Below are 22,317 nucleotides of genomic sequence, written 5' to 3' on the forward strand. Positions count from 1 at the left end.
CGGCCTCTCGACTGCGCTCGAGGAGCAGAGACTGCGCTCGAGGACCAGCAAAGACCGATCAGTCAGCGAGAACGGAGTCGACGAGGGCCTGGGCCTGTTCCTGGACCTGAGCGAGGTGGTCGGGACCGTGGAAGCTCTCGGCGTAGATCTTGTAGACGTCCTCGGTGCCGGACGGGCGGGCGGCGAACCAGGCGTTGTCGGTCGTAACCTTGAGCCCACCGATGGCGCGACCGTTGCCCGGCGCCTCGGTGAGGATCGCCGTGATCTTCTCGCCTGCCAGCTCCGTCGCCGACACCTGACTCGACGACAGCGCCCCGAGCTTCGCCTTCTGCTCCCGCCCCGCCGGGGCGTCGATGCGCGCGTAGGCCGATTCGCCGTACTGCTCGACGAGCTCGACGTACCGCTCCGACGGGGTCTTCCCGGTCACGGCGAGGATCTCGGAGGCGAGCAGGTTCATGATGATGCCGTCCTTGTCCGTGGACCACGGACGGCCGTCGACGGTCAGGAACGACGCTCCTGCGCTCTCCTCCCCGCCGAATCCGACAGTTCCGTCGAGCAGTCCGTCGACGAAGAACTTGAACCCGACCGGAACCTCGAGCAGTCGCCGTCCGAGTCCGCCGACCACCCGATCGATCAACGATGACGACACGAGAGTCTTTCCGACCGCCGCGTTCTCCAGCCAGCCGTCGCGGTGTGAGAACAGGTAGTCGATGGCAACGGCGAGGTAGTGATTCGGGTTCATCAAACCTGCGTCACCGGTCACGATGCCGTGGCGGTCGGCGTCGGCGTCATTGCCGGTCGCGATGTCGAACTCGTCGCGACGCGAGATCAGCGACGCCATCGCGTTCGGCGACGAGCAGTCCATCCGGATCTTGCCGTCGGTGTCGAGAGTCATGAACCCGAACGCCGGATCGACCCGAGGGTTGACGACGGTGAGGCCGTCGAGGCCGTAGAAGTCCTTGATCTCCGACCAGTAGTTCACCGAGGCACCGCCGAGCGGATCGGCGCCGATCTCAACACCCGCCGCAGCGATCGCGCCGAGATTGACGACCTCGCCGAGAGCGGTGACGTACTCCCCCGAGAACGGGTACTCGATCACCAACTCCGAATCGCGAGCCCGCTCGAACGGGATCCGCTGCACATCACGCAACCCATTCTCCAGGATCTGGTTCGCGCGCTCGGCGATCGGATTCGTGATCGGCGTGTCCGCCGGTCCGCCGTTGGGCGGGTTGTACTTGAATCCACCGTCGGCAGGCGGGTTGTGCGAGGGAGTGACAACGATGCCGTCAGCCTGCACGCCTGGGTTCTCGGTGTTGAACCGGAGGATCGCACGGCTCACCGCCGGAGTGGGCGTGTAATCGTCGTCGACCGCCGTGAACGTCGTGACGCCGTTGCCTGCGAGCACTTCGATGGCCGACCGCCACGCCGGCTTCGACAGCAGATGCGTGTCGAAGCCGATGAACACCGGTCCGTCGATCCCGGCACGCTCCCGATGCTCGACGATCGCCTGCGTCATCGCCAGCACGTGCGCCTCGTTGAACGAGCCGTTCACGCTGGTGCCGCGATGCCCGGACGTGCCGAACGCAACCCGCTGCCCCGGATCGGACGGGTCAGGCTTCACGTCGTAGTACGCCTGCTCCACGGCGGCGACGTCGATCAGGTCCTCGTCGCGGGCAGGGGTTCCAGCTCTCGGGTGCGCCATGTGAACGATTCTGCCATCGACGAGTCGCTATTGTCGGAGCAGAAGGGCCAAGCGAACTGGGGGCAAATGTTCACGCGAATCCAAGGTCGGACACCCGACCTCAACGTTCTCGTTCTGCCGGGAGGCACGGACTTCAGCTACCGGCCGTTCTCGCCGTGGCAGGGGTCGGCCGTGCGGATGTACCCGTTCACCGCGTCTATCCGCGCGACGTTCGGCAGCCGCGTGCGCGTCCACCAGGCGCAGTACCGCGTCTACGGCTGGAACGGCGGTCAGGCGAGCCCCATGCCGTACGCACGACACGCTCTCGAGGTCCTGACCCGCGAGAATCCGGACGCCCCGGTCGCCGTCATCGGGCATTCGATGGGTGGTCGGATAGCCGCGCAGCTCGGCGACGACGAGCGAGTGACCGACATCCTCGCGCTCGCACCGTGGTGGCAGTACGCCGATTGGCGGCAGATCCACGACGGCGCGCGTGTCGTCGCGGTGCACGGTGAAGCCGACACGGTCACTTACCCGGCGCGCACTGCCAAAGGCATCGCCGAGCTCGCCGACCGCGGCCTCGACGCCACCTACATCGGCGTCCCCGGAGGCGGACATCCGATGCTCGACCACGTCGGGTTGTGGCACTCCGAGGCGCTTGCGTTCGTCCGGCACTCGCTCCAACGAGCGCGTGTCCTCGACGAGGTGACCGCGTGACTGCACAACACGGCTGGACGTCCACCGTCCCCGCCCTGACCGGACTCGGACTGGCCCGATCGTTCGGCGGACATCAGGCGGTCGCGCACGCCGACATCGCCCTCTACTCCGGCCGGATCATCGGTCTCGTCGGACCGAACGGTGCAGGAAAGACGACCCTCCTCCTGATGCTGGCGGGCCTGCTCGCCCCGGACCGCGGTGAACTCCTCCTCGCAGGCGCACCCGCTGACCCGAAGTCGCTCCGCGCTCACATCGGATGGATGCCCGACGTCTTCGGCACCTGGGAATCGTTGACGCCCCGCGAAATCCTCACCGCCTTCGGGCGCCTGCACGGCGCCGACAAGGCCACCGCCGACCGGCGCGCAGTGGAACTCCTCCACCAGGTCCACCTCGTCGAGTTCACCGACCATCCCGCATCCGGCCTTTCTCGCGGTCAGAAGCAGCGACTCGGACTGGCGCGTGCACTGGTCAACCGGCCGCAGATCATTCTGCTCGACGAGCCCGCATCGGGAATGGACCCACGCTCGCGTATCGAACTTCGATCTCAGCTCCGAGCACTGGCGGACGCAGGCGCCGCCGTCGTCATCTCCTCGCACATCCTGAGCGAGCTCGAAGAGATGGTCGACGACGTCGTGATGATGACGGGTGGCGCGACACGCGGAACACCCGCCACGGCCGCACCACGATGGCGTATCCGCCTGGTCGGGCAACCCGCCGACCAGGCGTCGTACATCGATCTCCCCGACGACGAGTCGGCCGCGAAGCACCTCGCAGGCCTCGTCGCACAAGGCACGCCGATCGCCGATTTCAGTCGTGTCACCAGCGGTCTCGAACAGGCCTACCTCGACCTCGACGCCGACAGGACCTGACCCATGAACCTGCAGGCAGTTCTCACCCTCGCCGGACTCGAAGTCCGTCAACGCATCCGCTCGACCCGCTGGCAGATCACCGCCGGGATCCTCTTTCTGCTCGTCAGCATGTTCATCCTCGGTTCGCTGTACCTCGTGGTCGGGATCGCGGGCGCCACCTATCGCGACTGGTCGAGGAACCTCCTCGACATCACGCTCGGCATCGTGTTGTTCCTCGGCGTCGCGGCAGCGCCGACCTTGAGCGCCACCTCGATCAACGGCGACCGTAGGGACGCGACGCTCGCTCTGGTCCAGGCCACCCCGATCTCCTCGTGGGACATCGCGATCGGCAAACTCATCGGGTCGTGGCTCGCCTCACTCGCCCTGATCGGCGTGGCTCTCCCCTATCTCCTGTGGGGTATCGCGACGAGTCGCACCTCGCTCGTGTTCGGTGTCCTCGCCGTGATCGTGACCGCGTTGATCATGCTCGGCTACTGCGCCATCGGGCTCGGCTTCTCCTCACTGACCAACCGCCCGGCTGCGTCGGCGATGCTGACCCAGGCCACCGTGCTGTTCCTGCTCATCGGCCTGCCGATCGGCTTCGGCTTCACCTATCCGCTCGTCGCGCAGGACCACCGCGTGGCGGTCACGCACTACGACTACACCTCGTCGTCGGTTCCCTCGAGCTGCACTCTCGTGATGAAGGACAAGGAGTTCCACCACACCGAGTACACGTGGTGGATGCTCGCACCGAACCCCCTGCTCATCGTCAGCGATACCGTTGCGGGCGGCATCAGCGACTTCGACGACGGATCGAACGCCGGAGGGGCCGGATTCTTCTCGTACCTGTTGTCCGCGGCGAGGACCGGGCCAGAGGTGGCCGACGAGAAGTGCAGAGACCGTCAGGTGCACTCCTCCGGCCCATTGGACGACGACGAGGACTGGTCGGCCCAGAACGTCGGCCGCAGCTGGTACATCGGACTGGCCATGACGCTGGCCATCGGCGGTTTCGGCCTGTGGGTGGCCGCCCGCCGTCTCCGCGTACCGGCGGGGAAGCTCGCGCGAGGGGTGCGTGTCGCATGAGTGTGACCGTCGCCCGCGTCTACGATCCCCCGACCGCCGACCGGGTGTTCGTCGATCGACTCTGGCCACGCGGCATCCGGAAGGACGACCCGCGCATCGGCCGGTGGTGCAAGGACGTCGCCCCGTCGAACGAACTGCGCAGTTGGTACCACGCCAACCGCGACCAGTACGAGGTGTTCGCGGCGCGCTACCGCGAGGAACTGACCGGCGGTCCGGCGGCCTCAGCGTTGGGCGAGTTGCGAGAACTCGCATCCGCCGGCGACGTCGAGATCGCCACCGCGGCGAAAGACGTGGAGCACAGTCACGTTCCGGTGATCGTCGCCGCGCTCAGGAGTTCATGAGCGTTCACCCCGAGTAGCGCGCCGCACGCCTGACCCACTTTGACCGCATCCGGCTCCTCACCGGTGATGACATTCGCGTAGACGAACGTCTCGGTGATCCGGACCAGGATCAGCGCCAGGTCAGGAGTCGGAAGCGGGGGTGTGAGGCGGCCTGCGGCCACTTCGTCGTCGATCACCTCGGTGATCCGCTCGACGATCCTGGGTTGCACTCCCCCGGCCTGTGTCGTCATGACGCGCAGCGCACGTTCGGGTTCACGGCTGAAGAACAGTCGGATGTGATCGGCGGTGTTCGCGAGTGTCGCGAACTCGACCATCAACGACGTGATCCGTGCCGCGCCTTCGCCGCGCGACCGGCGGATCGCCGCCTCCATCGTGCGCGACGTCAGACCCCAGATCACTTCTCCGAGCAGACCGTCTCTGCCGTGAAAGCGCCGGTAGACGGTGCTGCGGTTGACGCCGGCCTCGGTCGCGAGTTCGCCGACCTCGATGCGTTCACCTGCGATGAATGCCCTCGTGGCAAGTGCCACCACATCGTTGGACGTCACCCGACCGGCCTCACATTCCATCGTCTGCACCATTTCTCAGGAATGGTGCGCGGTTTCTGGTCTAATGTTGCAAACTAGCCGATGGAGAAGTGAAGCCGCTCACTTTCCGGCGAACCTATGGTCCGGTCCATCCGGACGGCGCGAATGAAGGAGACTCTCTTGATCCAGACCACGATGCAACGCGGAGCACTGACGATTCCGAGCCTCGTCGAGTACAGCCGCCGCATGTTCCCGGAAGCGTCGATCCAGACGTGGACCGGCGAGTCGCTGCGCTCCCAGTCGTTCGCCGAGATCGCCGACACCGGCGCTCAGATCGCGCACGCCCTGACCAAGCTCGGTGTGGAGCGCGGCGACCGCGTCGCCACTTTCATGTGGAACAACAACGAACACCAGGCGATCTACGCGGGCGTCCCGTCGATGGGTGCGGTCCTGCACACCCTGAACCTGCGTCTGTCCCCCGAGCAGGCCGTCTTCATCATCAATCACGCCGACGACAAGGTGATCTTCGTCGACGCCACCGTCGCACCGATGCTCGCCGCGTACCTGCCCGGCACCCCGAAAGTGCAGCACGTCGTGGTCGTCAACGGTCCCGCCGACTCCATCACAGCACCCGAGGGCATCACCGTCCACCAGTTCGACGAACTGATCGCAGGCGAACCGACCACCTTCGAATGGCCGGACATCGACGAGAACGACGCCGCCGTCATGTGTTACACCTCGGGCACCACCGGCGACCCGAAGGGCGTCGTCTACTCCCACCGCAGCATCTACCTGCACTCGCTGATCGTCACCACGACGATGGGCATGCGTCTGTCGAACGCCGACAAGATGCTGGCGATCGTCCCGATGTTCCACGTGATGTCGTGGGGTCTGCCCTACGCAGCCATGATGTGCGGCGCGACGCTGATCATGCCCGACCGCTTCCTGCAGCCCGAGCCGCTGCTGCAGATCATGGATGCCGCGAAGCCGACCCTGGCCGCTGCCGTCCCCACGATCTGGGCCGGCGTCTCGGCGATGCTCGACGCGAAGCCGCAGGACATCAGCCATCTCCGCGAGGTCGTCGTGGGCGGTGCGACCGTGCCGCCGTCGATGATCAAGAAGTTCGACAGTTACGGCGTCACCATCATCCACGCGTGGGGCATGACCGAGACGTCGCCGCTGGGCACCGTCGCCCGTCCCCCGGTGAGCGCCACCGAGGAGAACGAGTTCGCATACCGCGTCACCCAGGGCCGCTTCCCGTCGCCCGTCGCCGCCCGCCTCATCGGCGACGACGGCACCGAGCAGCCGTGGGACGGCGAGTCCGCGGGTGAACTCGAGGTCTCGGGCCCGTGGATCACCGGCGCCTACTACGACCCGGCAGGCAACGTCACCGACGAGTCGAAGTTCAACAACGGCTGGCTGCGCACCGGCGACGTCGCGACCGTCACTCCCGACGGCTTCATGACGATCGTCGACCGCGCGAAGGACATGATCAAGACAGGCGGCGAGTGGATCTCGTCGGTGGAGCTCGAGAGCATCATCGCGTCGAACCCGACGATCGTCGAGGCCACCGTCGTCGGTGTGCCCGACGCGAAGTGGGACGAGCGCCCGTTCGTCCTGGCGGTCGTCCGCTCCGAGGAGGACGCCGACATCGACGCGCAGCGCAAGTACCTCGAAGATCTGGTTCCGAAGTGGCAGATCCCCGAGCGCTGGTCGTTCGTCACCGAGGTCCCCAAGACCTCGGTCGGCAAGTTCGACAAGAAGCGCGTCCGCAAGGAGTACGCCGACGGCGACTACACCGTGCTCGGCGAACCCGACAACGGCTGAGACCCGTCCTCAGGTTGACGTTGTAGCGTGAATCCTGCGGTACAACGCTCAATCGAGAGGAGAACCTCATGTTCGATCAGGCTCTGTGGGATGCGATCAACAGCCACGACGGGCTGCTCGGCGTCCTGACGCTGATCTTCTCCGGCGTCAAGTAACGACCACGATTCACTGCTCCCCGGGAGTTGGACTGACACCAGTTCGCTCCCGGGGAGTTGTCGTATCCGTGGGAACGACTTGAGCCGAAGCCTGACGGCTGCGCCGCGTTCGTCTGTCGTTCAATCGGACGAAACCATCGCGTGAACCGGCATGCCTAACGTCACCGGAGTATCCGCCAGCCCATAGCGGACCCAGCACTCTGAGTGAAGGCATCTTCATGCGTATCCCGTTGCAGTTGTTCACCATCGGCGGAGCGGACGTCGGCCGTTCGGCCCGGTCGCGCACCACCTGCAAGTACAAGTGCGGCGAGGCGTGCTGGCACGAGCCCGGCAACAAGAGCGACAACCCCTACTTCCGAGACGTCGCCCGCACCGCACTGTCGCGTCGCACTGTGCTGCGCGGCACCGTGGGCGCCGTCGTCGCGGTCGGCGCCACGTCGATGCTCGCCGCGTGCGGCGACGACGGCGGCAGCACAGCGTCGAGCGGCCCCCTCGAAGGCATGCGCTTCGACCCCGTCATGCCGAACACCGACGACGCCCTCCGCATCCCGAAGGGGTACCAGCAGAAGGTCGTCATCCGGTGGGGCGACCCCGTGCTGCCCGGAGCCCCGGAGTTCAACTTCGACGAGCAGACTCCCGAGGCGCAGGCCAAACAGTTCGGCTTCAACAACGACTTCGCCGGCCTCATCCCCATCGCCGGGGAAAAGGACAAATACTACCTAGTGGTCAACCAGGAGTACACGACCGAGCAGTTCATGTTCCGCGGCTACAAGGAGAAGGAGCCGACCGAACAGCAGGCGCGGATCTCGATGGCCGCGCACGGCATCACGGTCCTCGAAGTCGCCGGCTCGTCGAAGGACGGCTCCCTGACTCCCGTCATCGGACCCCGCAACCGTCGCATCACCGCCGACACCCCGTTCCGACTCACCGGTCCGGCCGCAGGCACGGACCTGGTCAAGTCCAAAGCCGACACCGCGGGCACGACGATCCACGGCACCATCGCCAACTGCTCGGGCGGCATCACCCCGTGGGGCACCATGCTGTCCGGCGAAGAGAACTTCCCCGACTACTTCTCAGGTTTCGGGAAGGTGACCGACAAGACTGCGTCCGAACGTCTCGACCGGTACGGCTTCGAGGACGACGCCGACTACCACCAGTGGAGTCGATACGAGTCGCGCTTCGACCTCGATAAGGACCCCAACGAGGCCAATCGTTTCGGATACGTCGTCGAGGTCGACCCCACCGACCCGAAGTCGACTCCGCTCAAGCACTCCGCGCTCGGTCGCCTCAAGCACGAGTCGGCGAACATCCACGTCACCGCCGACGGCACAGTCGTCGCTTACACCGGAGACGACGAGCGCTTCGAGTACATCTACAAGTTCGTGTCCAGCCGCAAGATCAAGGACGGCGACCTCCGCCACAACATGGGCATCCTCACCGAAGGCACCTTGTACGTGGCCGAGTTCAGCAGCGAGAAGCCGGTCTCGGTCGACGATGCGGCCGGTTCCGGTCGCTGGCACAAGCTGATGACCGTCGCCTCCGACGGCTCCGCGACCTCGCACATCAAGGGCATGACGGCCGCCGAGGTCGCCGTGTTCACCCGACTGGCCGCCGACAAGGCGGGCGCCACCAAGATGGACCGCCCTGAGGACATCGAGCCGCACCCGACCAACGGCAAGGTGTACTGCGCGCTCACCAACAACACCAAACGCGGCGTCGACGGCAAGCCCGGTCCCGATGCAGTGAATCCGCGCAACGAGAACAAGAATGGTCAGATCCTCGAGATGACCGACGATCACGCCGGAGAGACCTTCACCTGGGACCTGCTCCTCGTCTGCGGCGACCCCAACGAGGCAGACACCTACTACGGCGGGTTCGACAAGACCCAGGTCAGCCCGATCTCCTGCCCGGACAATGTCGCGTTCGATCCTCACGGCAACCTGTGGATCTCCACCGACGGCAACGCCCTCGACAGCAATGACGGCCTGTTCGCCGTCGCCCTCGAAGGCGACCGTCGCGGCGAGACCAAACAGTTCCTCACCGTGCCGCGCGCCGCCGAGACATGCGGTCCGATCATCGGCGACAAACGTGTGATCGTCTGCGTCCAGCATCCCGGCGAGGAGGACGATCACTCGGCGGACAAGCCGTTCTCGCACTGGCCGGACGGCGGCGACTCGCAACCGCGTCCGGCAGTCGTCGCGGTGTGGCGTGACGGCTACGGTCCGATCGGCGGCTGACCAGGGGTCTGATGCACCCGAGTCCGCAGACTAAGCTCACACTGTGAGCCGCAGGAAGAAACTGACGCTGGCGGCGATCGGCACCATCGTGGCGCTGGTCCTCGGCGTCACCGTGTGGGTGCTCGTGGCGAACGACTTCAAGTTCCACGAGGAGCGCGTCACCATCCAGGGTCCGCGTGGTGAGCTGCACGGTGTCCTCGCCCGACCAGCGGCGTCGAGCGGCCCATCCGGGCTGGTAGTGTTCGTGCACGGTGACGGCCCTGCCAATGCGAGCCGCGACGACGCCTACAAGCCACTGTGGGACGCCTTCGCGAAGGCGGGTTTCGCCAGCCTCTCGTGGGACAAGCCCGGCGTCGACGGCGCCCCCGGCGACTGGCTCGATCAGTCGATGCAGGATCGGGCCGCCGAGGTCGACGCGGCGATCGCTTGGGCGCACACACGCGACGACATCGACACCACGCGTATCGGAGCGTGGGGCGTCAGCCAGGCGGGTTGGGTGCTCCCCGAAGTGGCCCGAGCACGGCCGGATCTACGGTTCATGATCCTCGTGGGCCCAGCCATCAACTGGCTGCGCCAGGGCGAGTTCAACCTGCGCGCAGACCTCGCCGCGGCGGGAGCGTCTCCCGACCGCGTGGCGTCCGAATTGGGGCGTCGCGCCCGCCAGATCCAGCTCTTGAAGGCGGGAGCCGACTACGCGACGTACCGCGCGTCCGGGGTGGACCCCGATCCGATGACCGCCGAACGGTGGGGCTTCGTCTCGCGGAACTTCCGTTCGGACTCCACCGCCGACATCGCACGCATCTCGATCCCGACGCTGCTGATCCTCGGCGGTCGTGACCGGAACGTCGACGTCGCCGAGACCGAGCGCGTCTACCGGGCGACGATGCCGCCGAACACGTTGACCGTCAAGGACTTTCCTGACGGAACCCACAGCATGACGCGCAACGACATCGAGTACAACCCCGACGATCTGCGAGCCGTCGGACGCACGATCTTCGCCCCGAGGTCTATTTACGTGCCGGGTTACCTGGACGCACTCCGAGTGTTCGCCAAGCGGCAGGCGGGATGACACCGACGTGATTTACTGTGTCATCCGAATGATTCACCCAGACTAGGTAAAGAGGTCTTCATGTTCGATCAGTGGCTGTGGAACACCATCCAGGACAATCCCCACGTCCTCGAGGCTCTCACGCACGTCTTCTCCGGCGTGCAGTAACTCGAAGCCGTTCCACAAGACGCCCTCCGACCTCCCCGGGTCGAGGGCGTTTTGTCGTTCCGCAGGTGCCCTCGCCGACGAGAAAACCCCCGACCTGACGAGCAGGTCGGGGGCCTAGAGTGGAGCCGCCGGGAATTGAACCCGGGTCCTCCGTCACGTCAATGGGGCTTCTCCGTGTGCAGTCCGCTATGTCTCTACTTGGATCTCCCGGTCTCACGAACAAGCCGGGATGACGATCCCAGTCGCTGTTTGTTGTCCTGTCGCCGTCCGCGACCGGCGACGACAGTGAGTTCCCTAGCTGATGCCGGCATCCGGTTCCGGGAACTTAGAACCGGGCCGACAGACTAGCCTCGTTGATCAAGCAGCGAGTGCGTAGTCGCGCTGATTGGAATCGGCGCTTAATTGGTTGCTGCGACGCTTACGGTGGTCTCTAGCCTGCACCGACACGCTTCCCCCACCTCGATGCACGTAGTCGAAACCGATCGGCCCCTAGGTGGTGTCCCCCGTTTCCGGCGGACATCTAATGATAACCAACCTGCCGGGAAGAATCATCCCGTTATTCTCCATGCCCGGTGTCGCAGTCGGTTTCTCATTGAGACCTGGGTAACGTCATGTGCGTGACGAGAACCAGGTCACTCTGTATCCGTGCACTCGCCGCGCTCGCTGTCGTTGCAGTCAGTGCGACGGCGTGGCCTGGACCGGCTCACGCGCGTCCCCGGGCCGTCACCGTCCAGACGCTTCACTTCGACGCGGGCGGCGGGTGCGACATCGTCGGCGACCTGTACACACCGTCCTCGGCGACTCGTTCGACGCCCGCGTCTGCGATCTTGACGACAAACGGATTCGCCGGATCGAAGGACGACCTCACAGGCTCGGCACTGATGTTCGCCAAGCGCGGGTACGTGGTCCTCGCCTACTCCGGACTCGGGTTCGGCGGCTCCGGATGCCGCGTCACGCTCGACACCCCGTCGATCGACGGCAGAGCCGCGTCGAAGCTCATCAGCTATCTCGGCGGGTCGAGTGGAATCGCCTACCGCGACCAATCGCATCGAGCCCCCGCAGCTCCCGTCAGGAACGTCCGGCTCGACGACCGCGGTTCGGACGGACGACACCACGCGTACGATCCACGGGTCGGCATGGTCGGCGGATCGTACGGCGGCCAGATCCAGTTCGCGACCGCCTCAGTCGACCCGCGCCTCGACACGATCGTCCCGATGGCGACGTGGAACGACCTGTCGTACTCCGTCTTCCCGAACAGCGTCGGCCAGACCCGGGGCGTCACCACGGCAACCCCGGGCGCCGCGAAGATCAACTGGGGCATGACGTTCGCCGCAGGCGGAATCGTCTCCGGCGTGACCGACCCCGCCGTCACCCCCGACCGGCTGACCGGATGTCCGAACTTTCCGCGCGAAGTGTGCGACGGGGTGGTCGAGGGGATCACGTCCGGCGTTCCCGAGCCGCGAGTGGTCGACAGGCTCCGAGCCGGATCGGTCGCCCGATATCTCGATCGGGTCCGCATCCCGACCTTGCTGATCCAGGGGCAGAACGACACGCTCTTCAACCTCAACGAATCTCTCGCGACGTACCGCGGTCTGCGCGCCAACGGGGTGCCCACCGGACTCATCTGGTACTCGGGTGGTCATTCCGGTCCAGCCGCCCCCGGCGATTTCGACGAGAAACGCCCTGATCCGGCCAGGCAGTACGTCGCGCGACGGCAGATCGAGTGGATCGATCACTACCTCGCGGGCTCACCGGGGTCGACCGGGCCGACGTTCGCCTACTTCCGCGACTGGGTGTCGTACCGAGGAGACGCGGCTCCGGCGTATGCGACATCGGCCGAGGTCGACCTCGATTCCACCGTCACCTATCCGTTCGTCGACCGGACTGCGCACTTCACCACCCCGCCGTTCGGCCTGCCGACCACGGGCGACTCTCCCGACGGCCTCAAGTTGATCACCGCCCCGAGCCATGACGTCCCCGGCACGTTCGCACGCTGGGACTCGGCGCCTCTTCGAGGGTCCACCGACGTCGTCGGCGCCCCGACCGTCAAGCTCCGACTGCGGACGAACGTCCGTCCGTTCGTACCTGTGGCGGACCGGCTGGTCGTGTTCGTGCGCATCCAGGACGTCGCGCCGTCGGGGCAGGTGACGACAGTGGGCGACCAAGTCGCGCCGACCAGGATCGCCGACCCCACCCGCCCGGCCACGATCACCGTTCCAGCGTTCGTCCACCGGTTCGACCGCGGCCATCGAATTCGAGTCCTGGTGTCCGGCGGTTCGACGAACTACCGCGGCGGCTCCGTTCCTGCGCCGGTCACGATCACCGCGGGCGCGCAACAGACGCTCACGCTGCCCATCCGCTGACCTCGTCAGCTCGGGTGAGCGCTCACATGCCCTTCACGCGGCGGCCGATGGTGCGCTCGACCTCACGCTTGGCCGTTCGCTCGGCGATGTCACGGCGTTTGTCGTGCGCCTGCTTACCGCGTGCGAGAGCGAGTTCGAGCTTGGCGTGACCATCGGAGAAGTACATCTGCAGCGGGACCAACGTCAAGTTGCCGTCGCGGATCTTCCCGATGAGATTGTCGATCTCCCGCCGGTGGAGCAGCAGCTTCCGTTTGCGCCGAGGTGCGTGGTTGGTCCACGTTCCGCTGCCGTACTCCGCGATGTGCAGACCGTTGATCCACACTTCGCCGTCGTCGATCGTCGCGAACGCGTCGACGAGAGACGCCTTACCCTCGCGCAGCGCCTTCACCTCAGTGCCCTGCAGCACCATGCCGGCCTCGTACGTGTCCAGGATGGTGTACAGGTGCCGAGCTTTGCGGTTGGTCGCGATCACCGCTTTGCCCTTCTCTCTAGGCACGATTCACCTCCTGATCACTCGTGTTCATTCTCGGACGTAGACGCGCAACGTGCCGTAGGCCGTCAGACCCGCCAGCAGGATGCCGGACAGGACGAGCCACGGAGAGACGAACCATACGTCGGCCGTCGTGATGCGCGCCAAGATGTTCACACCGTAGAGGTCTTCGAGCGCTTTGTCGAAGAAGAATATCTTCGCGAGGAACAGACCGCCGATCGCGAGCAACGCGCCGACGACCGCGGCGACCACCGCTTCCAGCAGGAACGGCAACTGCGTGTACCACCGCGTCGCGCCGACGAGACGCATGATCGACACTTCCGTCTTGCGGGTGTACGCCGCTATCTGAACGGTGTTGACGATCAACAGGATCGCCGCGACGGCGAGGACCGCGGCGATCGCGAACGCGGCGTTCCGCGCGCCGTCGAGCACACTGAAGATGCGTTTGACGAGGTCACGTTGATCGAGGACACCGTCGACGCCCTCCGCCCGCGAGAACTTGTCGAGCACGTCGCCGAAACGACTCGGGTCGTCCATTCGGACGCGGAGCGCACCCTGGTACGCCTCCTTGCGGATGAAGTCGGCCAGTTCAGGAGAATCCTTCTCCCACGCCGCCTTCGCCGTGCGGAACGCCTGATCCTGGCTAATGAACGTCACCGAACCGACCCCGGGCTCGGCTTCGAGATTCGTCCGGAGCGTCGTGCACGGTGCGGACAGGCAGTTCGGGTCGGCCTTCGTCACGGCGTCGTTGATGAAGAACTGCATTTCGACCCGGTCGAGGAAGATCTTCTGGCTCTTGTCGGCCATCTGGATCACCAGCATTCCGCCGCCGAGCATGCCGAGGGTGATCGCGGTGGTCAGAACCATCGCGACAGTCATGGTGATGTTCCGCCGAAGTCCGTTGAGGACCTCGCGGATGATGAAGTTCGCGCGCATGAGGTGCTTGTCTCTCCTGTCTACGGTCGGCTCAGCCGATGCCGTACACGCCGTAGTCGTCGTTGCGGACAAGGGAACCGTTGTTGAACTCGACGACGCGACGGCGCATCGAGTCGACGATGTGCCTGTCGTGCGTGGCCATCACGACCGTCGTGCCACCCCTGTTCACTCGGTCGAGGACGTCGACGATCTCCTCACTGGTCTCGGGATCCAGGTTGCCCGTCGGCTCGTCGGCCAACAGCAGAGCCGGACGGTTGACGATCGCGCGGGCGATCGCCACCCGCTGCATCTCGCCACCGGACAGTTCCTGCGGCATGCGGTTCGCCTTACCCGCGAGTCCTACGTACTCGAGTGTCTCCGGCACCGCCTCGCGGATCGTCGACGCCGGCTTCCCGATCACTTCGAGCGCAAACGCGACGTTGTCGGCGACGGTCTTCTGCTGCAGCAGGCGGAAGTCCTGGAACACGCAGCCGATCGACTGTCGCAGCTTCGGGACCTGACGTCCCTTGAGCTTGTTGACGTGGAAGTCGCCGACCCACGTGTCGCCCGACGTCTGTCGGTCCTCTTTGAGGAGCAGACGGAAGAACGTCGACTTGCCCGAGCCGGACGGGCCGATCAGGAACGCGAACTCGCCCTTGTCGATCTCGAGCGTCAAGTCCGAGAGCGCGGGCCGGGTCGACTTCGCGTATTGCATCGTCACATTCGACAGCTTGATCACGCTGACCAAGTGTACTGATGATGCACCCGTCAGCGACCGGTGCTGGTCTCCGGCGTCGTCGTGTCGGTGTCCCGGTCGGCCGTCGGAGTGGTGCTCAACCGGGTCTCGGCGGGTGCCGATCGGCGTGGATTCGCCGGCCCGTCCGTCGTCGACGTGTCGGTCGGCTCCGTGGTGTCCTCGGTGGTCGTCGGCGTCGATTCCTCCGTCGATGTCGGCGCCTCGGGTTGTGTGGTCTCCGGAACCGGTGTCTGCCGCGTCTGCGTCACCGGTGCGGTCTTGTCCTCCGGCGGGTTGTAGTGCCCGGACGAGAACCCGTAGAACGCCAGCAGGCCGAGCCAGACTGCGCACAGCACAAGCGTCGTGGTGCGCAGTCTCGTGTGGTAGACGTGCCGCATCCGATGCGCGAGCTTCTCCAGGCGGGTCTGGGGTTCGACGGGCACCGGATTGCGCCCGCTCGGTGTCGGGTCGATCATTCCGCGCTCCCCTCGGTCAGGTCGTCGGACGCAGTGGCCTCGGCGGACGTGGCGTCGACGCCGTGCTGCCAGAGACCGAACACGATCTCCGACCGCAGCGCGCGACCGACTCCGAACTGCTGACCGGGCAGCGTGCGCGCGACGATGCGGACGGTCAACGAATCGAGTTCGAGGTTGATCACGCCCAGCGGCGTCGGTTCGTCGAGCAGCAGGCGATGCCATTTCGGGTCGGCGTAGAAGCGGCGGCCCACCTCGCGAAGGGTCTCGTTGACCACGTTGATGTCGGCGTCAGCGGGGACGGGGACGTCGACGACGGCTCGCGCCCAGTCCTTCGACAGATTCGTCGACTTGATCATCTGGCCGTTGGGGACGGTGATCAGCTCGCCGTCCGAACTGCGCAACCGCGTCGCGCGGAGAGTGACATCTTCAACGGTGCCCTCGGCGTCGCTGCCGGACACCGACAGCTTCACGACGTCGCCGTACCCGTACTGGTGCTCGGCGATGATGAAGAAGCCTGCCAGCACATCTTGCACGATGCGTTGTGCACCGAAACCGAGCGCGGCGCCGAGCACAGCGCTCAGTCCCACGAGGCTCGATGTGGTGACCCACGACGACAGCAGTCTCAGTCCCACCACGACGACGACGATGGCGATGAGAGTCCAGGCCACGACGTCGACGAGTGCCCGACGATGTTTCATGTCCTCGGACTGGACGATGTCGTCGCTGTTCTCGAAGCGCGTCAGCGTGCGCTGGGAGTACTTGTCTGCGGCCCAGCGGATGCAGCGGACCAGCAACATCGCTCCGACGATCCACAGCAGGATGCTGACGAAGTCGACGGCCAGCCATTCCTCCCACTTCCGCATCCACGATGGGAGCCCGAGAGTGTCGACGAGGTACGTGACCTGCGGCTTCATAGGCGAGCCCTACGCGTTCTCGTCCATCCGCCAGCGGATGCCCGCTTCGATGAAGCGGTCCAGGTCGCCGTCGAGGATGGCGCTCGGGTTGTTGCTCTCCACGTTGGTCCGCAGGTCTTTGACCATCTGGTACGGCTGCAAGACGTACGAGCGCATCTGATTGCCCCAGCTGGCGCCGGTGTCGCTCTTGAGGGCGTCCATCTGGGCGCGTTCCTCAAGACGCTTGCGCTCGAGGAGCCTGGCCTGCAGGACGCGCATCGCGGCGGCCTTGTTCTGCAGCTGACTCTTCTCGTTCTGACACGTCACGACGATGCCCGTCGGAACGTGGGTCAGGCGGACGGCCGAGTCAGTCGTGTTGACCGACTGTCCGCCGGGGCCCGACGAGCGGTAGACGTCGACACGCAGATCGTTCTCGTCGATGTCGATGTGGTCGGTGGTCTCGACGACCGGCAGCACCTCGACCTCGGCGAACGACGTCTGACGCCGCCCCTGATTGTCGAAGGGGCTGATGCGGACCAGGCGGTGGGTGCCCTGCTCCACAGAGAGAGTCCCGTACATGTAGGGTGCCTTGATCGCGAAGGTCGCCGACTTGAGACCTGCTTCTTCGGCGTACGACGTGTCGTACACCTCCACCGAGTGACCGTGCTGCTCAGCCCACCGGATGTACATGCGCATGAGCATCTGCGCCCAGTCGGCAGCGTCGACACCGCCCGCACCGGAACGGATGTTGACCAGGGCCTCGCGCGGGTCGTACTCACCGGCGAGCATGGTCTTCACTTCCATCGCGGCGATGTCGCGCCGCAGGTCCGCTCGCTCGGCGTCGGCGTCGGCGATCGCGGCAGCCTGGTCGTCGCCCTCTTCGGCTTCGGCGAGTTCGTAGAGAACCGGCAGATCGTCGAGCCGTGACCGGAGTTCGGTGACGCGCCGCAACTCGCTCTGGGCGTGCGACAGCTCGCTCGTCACCTTCTGCGCGTGATCCTGGTTGTTCCACAGGTCCGGATCGGACGCCTGCATCTCCAACTCGTCGATACGGCGGCGGAGTTCGTCGAGATCCACCACTTTCTCGACCGTGGTCAAGGTGGCGTCGAGCGATTCGAGGTCGGCAGAGGCTTCGGGATGCACCCGGTCAGCCTACCGAGTCGGAGAGGGTCCCGAAACGCCAGGTGGATTCCTCTTTACCGGGCTTGTACACGACGGGCCGATCTTCACCCGGCCTCGGCTCGACAGCTCCGGACGGCAGGACCACGCGCCCGTACACTTCGACCCCCGGCGCATCCGGACCGATGATCGTTCCTGCGATGGTGCAGGTTCGGGCGCCGTTCCGGTCCATGGCGCCGCTGGCCGCACTTGTGATCGTCATGGTGCCGTCGACGTATCCTCGGCCGGCCGAGGCCGTGCCGAACCCACCCGCCGGACCGTTTCCGCGTGACACTTTCAGCAGGATCACACTCACGATCAACAGCGCGGTGAACAGGACGAGTATCCACGACGGCATGGCCTCACCCTACCGTCGCGGCCTGCGCGCTTTCTCGGTAGCGTTGCCGCGTGGCCACTGACTCCGCAGGTTCCGAACACGCGTCCGATCTCGCCCTCGCCCTCGAGCTCGCGACTGCCGCAGACGCTCTGACTTCCACCCGCTTCGGCGCACTCGACCTCCAGGTCGATTCGAAGCCGGACCTGACTCCGGTGTCCGACGCCGATCTCGCCTGCGAACGACTGTTGCGGGACCGGCTCCAGCAGGCCCGGCCCGACGACGCCGTGCTCGGCGAGGAGTTCGGCGGCGACCAGGTGCTGCAGGGCCGCCAATGGGTGATCGATCCGATCGACGGCACCAAGAACTTCGTCCGCGGCGTCCCGGTGTGGTCCACGCTGATCGCTCTGCTGGTCGACGGCGTTCCCGTTGTGGGAGTGGTCAGCGCGCCCGCATTGAATCGGCGATGGTGGGCGTCGGCGGGTGCGGGTGCGTTCACCTCGCACGACGGGGTCGAACGCTCGATCAGCGTCTCGAAGGTCGGCGACCTCGCGTCGTCGTCACTGGCGTTCTCGAGCCTCTCCGGCTGGAAGGACCTCGGAATCCGAGATCAGTTCATCGACCTCACCGACAGCGTGTGGCGGGTCCGCGGGTACGGCGACTTCTTCAACTACTGCCTCGTGGCCGAGGGTTCGGTTGACGTGACCGCCGAACCCGAGGTGTCCCTGTGGGACCTCGCTCCCCTGGACATCCTCGTCCGCGAGGCCGGCGGGCGGTTCACAGCCCTGGACGGGAGCGCCGGGCCCGCAGGCGGCAGTGCCGTCGCGTCGAACGGGCTGCTGCACGACGAGGTCCTCGCCGCTTTGCGATGAGCTCAGAGCTCGACGGCCTCGCCGACCGGGAGGACTCGGTAGTCCGTGCCGTCGGGCGCCATCTCGGCGAGACGTGCGTTGTGGACGGCACGACCGGCGTCTGACTGGACGGCCTGGTGGATGCCGAATGCGACACGGGGACTCACGGCACGCAGGTAGTCGATCGGTTCGCTGATCTTGAGCCACGGCGCCGCGGCAGGCAACGCGAGGACGTCGATCCGCTCGAACGGGATGTACAGGCTGTCGCCGGGGTGGCAGAACGCACCGGGTCGGCCGTCGACGTCGAGGACGTACGAGATGTTGTCGATCACGGGCAGTTCAGGGTGGATCACCGCGTGTCGCCCTCCGGTGCCGCGCACGGTGAACGCTCCGACGGTGAGGAGTTCTCCGGGCGCGATCACCGACCACCGACCCGCATCGTCGCGAGCGTTGAGTTGCGCCGCGGTCTGTGGGTCGGCGTACCGGACGGCGTCGGGGTTGGCCTCGACGAGTGCGGGCAGTCGCGCGGGGTCGGCGTGATCGGGATGCTGGTGGGTCACCAGAATCGCGTCCAGCCCAGTCAATGTCTCGAATCCGGTGGAGAAGTTCCCCGGGTCGAAGAGGACCCGCGTCCCGTTGTGCTCGACGAGGACGCAGGAGTGTTCGAGGTGAGTGAACAGCATGTTCTCGACGCTACTCGTCGCTGCCCGAGACGACTTCGCCATTGACGCGTGACAACTTTCTTACCGCGGAGTAAGGTCAGTTCTTACTACGGAGTAAGAACTCCGCCGGTCCGTTCACTCGACACATCTGGTGAGGAAATGACAACCAACACCGAGCCCCGCGACACGTCGTCCGTCGGCAACGCACCCCACAAGCGCAGCGCCATCGGAACCGCGATGCGCGTTCTGACCGCCATCACAGGATCCGACCTGGCCGAGAAGTACGGCCTGCGCGAACCGATCAACCGGGTGGCCTACGAGGCCACGAAGACCGGCTTCAAGACCCTCGGCGCAGCGAACCGTGCGTTCACGCAGGTCGCGGGCGGCGGCAAGCCGCAGCGTCCGGCCACCTCGTCCAAGGGATTCTTCAACCTGAACCCCGACGACGAGCAGGCGATGATCGCCGAGACCGTCAAGGACTTCTCCACTGAGATCCTGCGTCCGGCGGCGTACGACGCCGATAACGCCGCGACCGCTCCCGAGGACATCCTCAAGCGCTCCGCCGAACTCGGCATCACGATGATCAACGTGCCCGAGGAACTCGACGGCGCAGCCACCGACCGGAACGTCGTCACCAACGCCCTCGTCGCCGAGGCCATGGCCTACGGCGACATGGGCCTCGCTGTGCCGCTGCTCGCACCGAGCGGCGTCGCGACCACGTTGACCAACTTCGGCAGCGACGGCCAACAGCGCACCTACCTCCCCGACTACGCGGGTGAGAACGTCCCGACGTCGGCCGTTGTCATCGCTGAGCCGCGTCCGCTCTTCGACGCGTTCGCGCTGCAGACCAAGGCCACCCGCGCCCCGAGCGGCTACCGCCTCAACGGCGTGAAGAGCTTCGTGCCCGCCGCAGGCAGTTCCGAGCTGTTCATCGTCGGCGCACAGCTCGACGGCCGTCCGGCCCTGTTCATCGTCGAATCCGACACCAAGGGCCTGTCCGTCGAGGCAGACCCAGGCATGGGCCTGCGTGCCGCAGGCATGGGCCGCCTGATCCTCGACGACGTGTCGGTGCCCGCCACCGCACTGCTCGGCGAGGTCGAGGGTGACGAGGCAGCCGCCGCGTACCGCGACGTGGTGCGCCTGTCGCGCCTCGGCTGGTCGGCGCTCGCCGTCGGCACCGCGACCGCGATGCTCGACTACGTGGTCCCCTACGTCAACGAGCGCGAGGCCTTCGGCGAGCCGATCTCCAACCGCCAGGCCGTGGCGTTCATGGTCGCGAACATGGCCACCGAGATCGACGGTCTGCGTCTGGTGACGCTCCGCGGCGCGTCACGCGCCGAGCAGGGACTCTCGTTCGCTCGCGAGGCCGCGCTCGCTCGCAAGCTGACCATCGACAAGGGCCTGCAGATCGGCCTGGACGGCGTGCAGCTGCTCGGCGGCCACGGCTTCACCAAGGAGCACCCGGTGGAGCGCTGGTACCGCGATCTGCGCGGCGCGGGCATCGGCGAGGGCGTCATCGTCCTCTGACGGACGACGACCTGAGAAGGAGCAGCCTCACATGGCAATCAATCTTGAACTCCCGAAGAAGCTCGAGTCGACGATCGACCAGGCCCGCCAGGCGGCCCTGCAGATCTTCCGCCCGATCAGCCGCAAGTACGACCTCGCCGAGCACGAGTACCCGGTAGAGCTCGACACCCTCGCCAACCTGTACAACGGCCTCGCCGCCGCAGGCCAGGCCGGCGCGGGAGCCGCAGGTGGCCGTGGCGACGCGAACAAGGAACGTCCCGAGGGCTACAACGCCAACGGCGGCAACATGCAGTCCGTCCTCAACGCCCTGTGGGCGTCGTACGGCGACGTGGGCCTGATGCTGTCGATCCCGTACCAGGGCCTCGGCAATGCGGCCATCGCCGCCGTCGCCACCGACGAGCAGATCGAGGAGATGGGCGGCGAGGTGTGGGCCTCGATGGCCATCACCGAGCCGAGCTTCGGGTCCGACTCGGCGGCGGTCACCACCACAGCGGTCCGTGACGGCGACGAGTACGTGCTCAACGGTGAGAAGATCTTCGTCACCGCGGGTTCGCGTGCATCGCACATCGTGGTGTGGGCGTCCGTCGACCGCAGCCTCGGTCGCGCCGCGATCAAGAGCTTCGTCGTCCCCCGCAAGCACCCCGGCGTGACGATCGCTCGTCTCGAGCACAAGCTCGGCATCCGCGCGTCCGACACCGCGGTGATCCGCTTCGAGGACTGCCGCATCCCCGCGACGTTCCTGCTCGGCTCGCCCGAGGTGGACGTCAAGAAGGGCTTCGGCGGGGTCATGCAGACCTTCGACAACACCCGACCGATGGTGGCCGCGATGGCCGTCGGCGTCGGACGGGCCGCCCTGGAGGAGCTGCGCAAGCTGCTCGAGGACGCAGGCATCGAGATCGACTACGACCGCCCGGCAGCAGATCAGCCCGCCGCCGCGGCCGAGTTCATCCGCCTGGAGTCCGACTGGGAGGCCGCGTATCTCCTGTCGCTGCGCGCGGCGTGGATGGCCGACAACAAGATGCCGAACTCGCTCGAAGCCTCGATGAGCAAGGCGAAGGCCGGACGCACCGGCACCGACGTGACCAACAAGGCCGTCGAACTCGCGTCGACGCTCGGTTACTCGCAGCGCACGCTCTTGGAGAAGTGGGCCCGTGATTCGAAGATCCTCGACATCTTCGAGGGCACCCAGCAGATCCAGCAGTTGATCATCGCGCGTCGAGTGCTCGGCAAGAGCAGTTCAGAACTGAAGTAGCAGCACCCGTTTCGCACAGGAGGACCTCACC

At 66.1% G+C, this 22,317-nt stretch carries 21 protein-coding genes and 1 other RNA gene; 11 read left to right on the plus strand and 11 right to left on the minus strand.

Annotation, left to right across the window (positions count from 1 at the left end; genetic code table 11):
* Window positions 1-58: 58 nt before the first annotated feature.
* A complete protein-coding gene (gene pgm, locus GM1_RS00490; RefSeq protein ID WP_008375769.1) occupies window positions 59-1,702 on the minus strand; it encodes a phosphoglucomutase (alpha-D-glucose-1,6-bisphosphate-dependent) in 1,644 nt (547 codons plus the stop codon).
* Window positions 1,703-1,768: 66 nt separating this feature from the next.
* Here pgm and GM1_RS00495 point away from each other — a divergent pair, with 66 nt between their 5' ends.
* From GM1_RS00495 to GM1_RS00510, 4 genes are read left to right on the plus strand one after another with little or no spacing between them, the layout of a single operon-like run.
* Complete coding sequence (locus GM1_RS00495; protein WP_008375770.1) at window positions 1,769-2,398, plus strand: alpha/beta hydrolase; 630 nt, start codon at window positions 1,769-1,771, stop codon at window positions 2,396-2,398.
* Window positions 2,395-3,267, plus strand: coding sequence for an ABC transporter ATP-binding protein (locus tag GM1_RS00500; RefSeq protein WP_008375772.1), 873 nt, complete (start codon window positions 2,395-2,397; stop codon window positions 3,265-3,267). Before GM1_RS00495 ends, GM1_RS00500 begins: the two co-directional genes overlap by 4 nt.
* A gap of 3 nt (window positions 3,268-3,270) precedes the next feature.
* A complete protein-coding gene (locus GM1_RS00505; protein ID WP_008375774.1) occupies window positions 3,271-4,329 on the plus strand; it encodes an ABC transporter permease in 1,059 nt (352 codons plus the stop codon).
* Window positions 4,326-4,670 (plus strand): DUF488 domain-containing protein, encoded by a 345-nt coding sequence (locus tag GM1_RS00510; protein WP_008375775.1) that lies wholly within the window; start codon window positions 4,326-4,328, stop codon window positions 4,668-4,670. The genes GM1_RS00505 and GM1_RS00510 overlap by 4 nt, the downstream gene beginning before the upstream one ends.
* Here the strand turns inward: GM1_RS00510 and GM1_RS00515 are convergent.
* The gene (locus GM1_RS00515) at window positions 4,631-5,215 is read right to left on the minus strand and encodes a QsdR family transcriptional regulator (RefSeq protein ID WP_075052056.1); all 585 of its coding nucleotides are present in this window, start codon (window positions 5,213-5,215) and stop codon (window positions 4,631-4,633) included. The two genes, GM1_RS00510 and GM1_RS00515, sit on opposite strands and share 40 nt — an antisense overlap.
* Before the next feature lie 144 nt (window positions 5,216-5,359).
* Between GM1_RS00515 and GM1_RS00520 the strand changes: the two genes are divergently transcribed.
* The 3 genes from GM1_RS00520 (at window position 5,360) to GM1_RS00530 (ending at window position 10,482) form a co-directional block, all read left to right on the plus strand.
* Entirely contained in the window at window positions 5,360-7,021 is a 1,662-nt protein-coding gene (locus GM1_RS00520; protein WP_008375778.1) for a long-chain fatty acid--CoA ligase, read from the plus strand.
* Between the two features lie 373 nt (window positions 7,022-7,394).
* Window positions 7,395-9,413, plus strand: a complete 2,019-nt coding sequence (locus tag GM1_RS00525) for a PhoX family protein (protein ID WP_008375780.1) — start codon at window positions 7,395-7,397, stop codon at window positions 9,411-9,413.
* A gap of 43 nt (window positions 9,414-9,456) precedes the next feature.
* Complete coding sequence (locus GM1_RS00530; RefSeq protein ID WP_008375781.1) at window positions 9,457-10,482, plus strand: alpha/beta hydrolase family protein; 1,026 nt, start codon at window positions 9,457-9,459, stop codon at window positions 10,480-10,482.
* A gap of 264 nt (window positions 10,483-10,746) precedes the next feature.
* Here the strand turns inward: GM1_RS00530 and ssrA are convergent.
* Window positions 10,747-11,119: a transfer-messenger RNA gene (gene ssrA, locus GM1_RS21815) on the minus strand.
* A gap of 121 nt (window positions 11,120-11,240) precedes the next feature.
* Here ssrA and GM1_RS00535 point away from each other — a divergent pair.
* Window positions 11,241-12,992: a CocE/NonD family hydrolase gene (locus tag GM1_RS00535; RefSeq protein WP_008375782.1), complete on the plus strand. Its 1,752-nt coding sequence runs from the start codon at window positions 11,241-11,243 to the stop codon at window positions 12,990-12,992.
* A 22-nt stretch (window positions 12,993-13,014) separates the two neighbouring features.
* Here the strand turns inward: GM1_RS00535 and smpB are convergent, their stop codons facing one another.
* Genes smpB through GM1_RS00570 form a run of 7 tightly spaced genes read right to left on the minus strand, consistent with a single transcriptional unit; the run spans window position 13,015 to window position 18,018 of the window.
* Entirely contained in the window at window positions 13,015-13,488 is a 474-nt protein-coding gene (gene smpB, locus GM1_RS00540; protein WP_008375784.1) for an SsrA-binding protein SmpB, read from the minus strand.
* A gap of 24 nt (window positions 13,489-13,512) precedes the next feature.
* On the minus strand, window positions 13,513-14,418 hold the full coding sequence (ftsX, locus tag GM1_RS00545; protein ID WP_008375785.1) for a permease-like cell division protein FtsX: 906 nt from the start codon (window positions 14,416-14,418) through the stop codon (window positions 13,513-13,515).
* Between the two features lie 31 nt (window positions 14,419-14,449).
* Window positions 14,450-15,136, minus strand: coding sequence for a cell division ATP-binding protein FtsE (ftsE, locus tag GM1_RS00550; protein WP_008375786.1), 687 nt, complete (start codon window positions 15,134-15,136; stop codon window positions 14,450-14,452).
* 29 nt (window positions 15,137-15,165) lie between these two features.
* Window positions 15,166-15,609: an Rv3103c transmembrane domain-containing protein gene (locus tag GM1_RS21450; RefSeq protein WP_008375787.1), complete on the minus strand. Its 444-nt coding sequence runs from the start codon at window positions 15,607-15,609 to the stop codon at window positions 15,166-15,168.
* Window positions 15,606-16,472 (minus strand): mechanosensitive ion channel family protein, encoded by an 867-nt coding sequence (locus GM1_RS00560; RefSeq protein ID WP_223291448.1) that lies wholly within the window; start codon window positions 16,470-16,472, stop codon window positions 15,606-15,608. The genes GM1_RS21450 and GM1_RS00560 overlap by 4 nt, the downstream gene beginning before the upstream one ends.
* A 60-nt stretch (window positions 16,473-16,532) precedes the next feature.
* Entirely contained in the window at window positions 16,533-17,645 is a 1,113-nt protein-coding gene (gene prfB, locus GM1_RS00565; protein WP_008375789.1) for a peptide chain release factor 2, read from the minus strand.
* A gap of 4 nt (window positions 17,646-17,649) precedes the next feature.
* Window positions 17,650-18,018, minus strand: a complete 369-nt coding sequence (locus GM1_RS00570; RefSeq protein WP_008375790.1) for a hypothetical protein — start codon at window positions 18,016-18,018, stop codon at window positions 17,650-17,652.
* A 50-nt stretch (window positions 18,019-18,068) separates the two neighbouring features.
* Between GM1_RS00570 and hisN the strand changes: the two genes are divergently transcribed.
* Window positions 18,069-18,866, plus strand: coding sequence for a histidinol-phosphatase (hisN, locus tag GM1_RS00575; protein WP_008375791.1), 798 nt, complete (start codon window positions 18,069-18,071; stop codon window positions 18,864-18,866).
* 2 nt (window positions 18,867-18,868) lie between these two features.
* Here hisN and GM1_RS00580 read toward each other — a convergent pair whose 3' ends face one another.
* Complete coding sequence (locus GM1_RS00580; protein ID WP_008375792.1) at window positions 18,869-19,528, minus strand: MBL fold metallo-hydrolase; 660 nt, start codon at window positions 19,526-19,528, stop codon at window positions 18,869-18,871.
* A 138-nt stretch (window positions 19,529-19,666) separates the two neighbouring features.
* Between GM1_RS00580 and GM1_RS00585 the strand changes: the two genes are divergently transcribed.
* On the plus strand, window positions 19,667-21,034 hold the full coding sequence (locus GM1_RS00585; RefSeq protein ID WP_008375793.1) for an acyl-CoA dehydrogenase family protein: 1,368 nt from the start codon (window positions 19,667-19,669) through the stop codon (window positions 21,032-21,034).
* 31 nt (window positions 21,035-21,065) lie between these two features.
* The gene (locus tag GM1_RS00590) at window positions 21,066-22,286 is read left to right on the plus strand and encodes an acyl-CoA dehydrogenase family protein (RefSeq protein ID WP_008375795.1); all 1,221 of its coding nucleotides are present in this window, start codon (window positions 21,066-21,068) and stop codon (window positions 22,284-22,286) included.
* The last annotated feature ends 31 nt before the right edge of the window (window positions 22,287-22,317 follow it).

Source organism: Gordonia malaquae NBRC 108250 (assembly GCF_000344135.1).
GTDB classification, from domain to species: domain Bacteria; phylum Actinomycetota; class Actinomycetes; order Mycobacteriales; family Mycobacteriaceae; genus Gordonia; species Gordonia malaquae.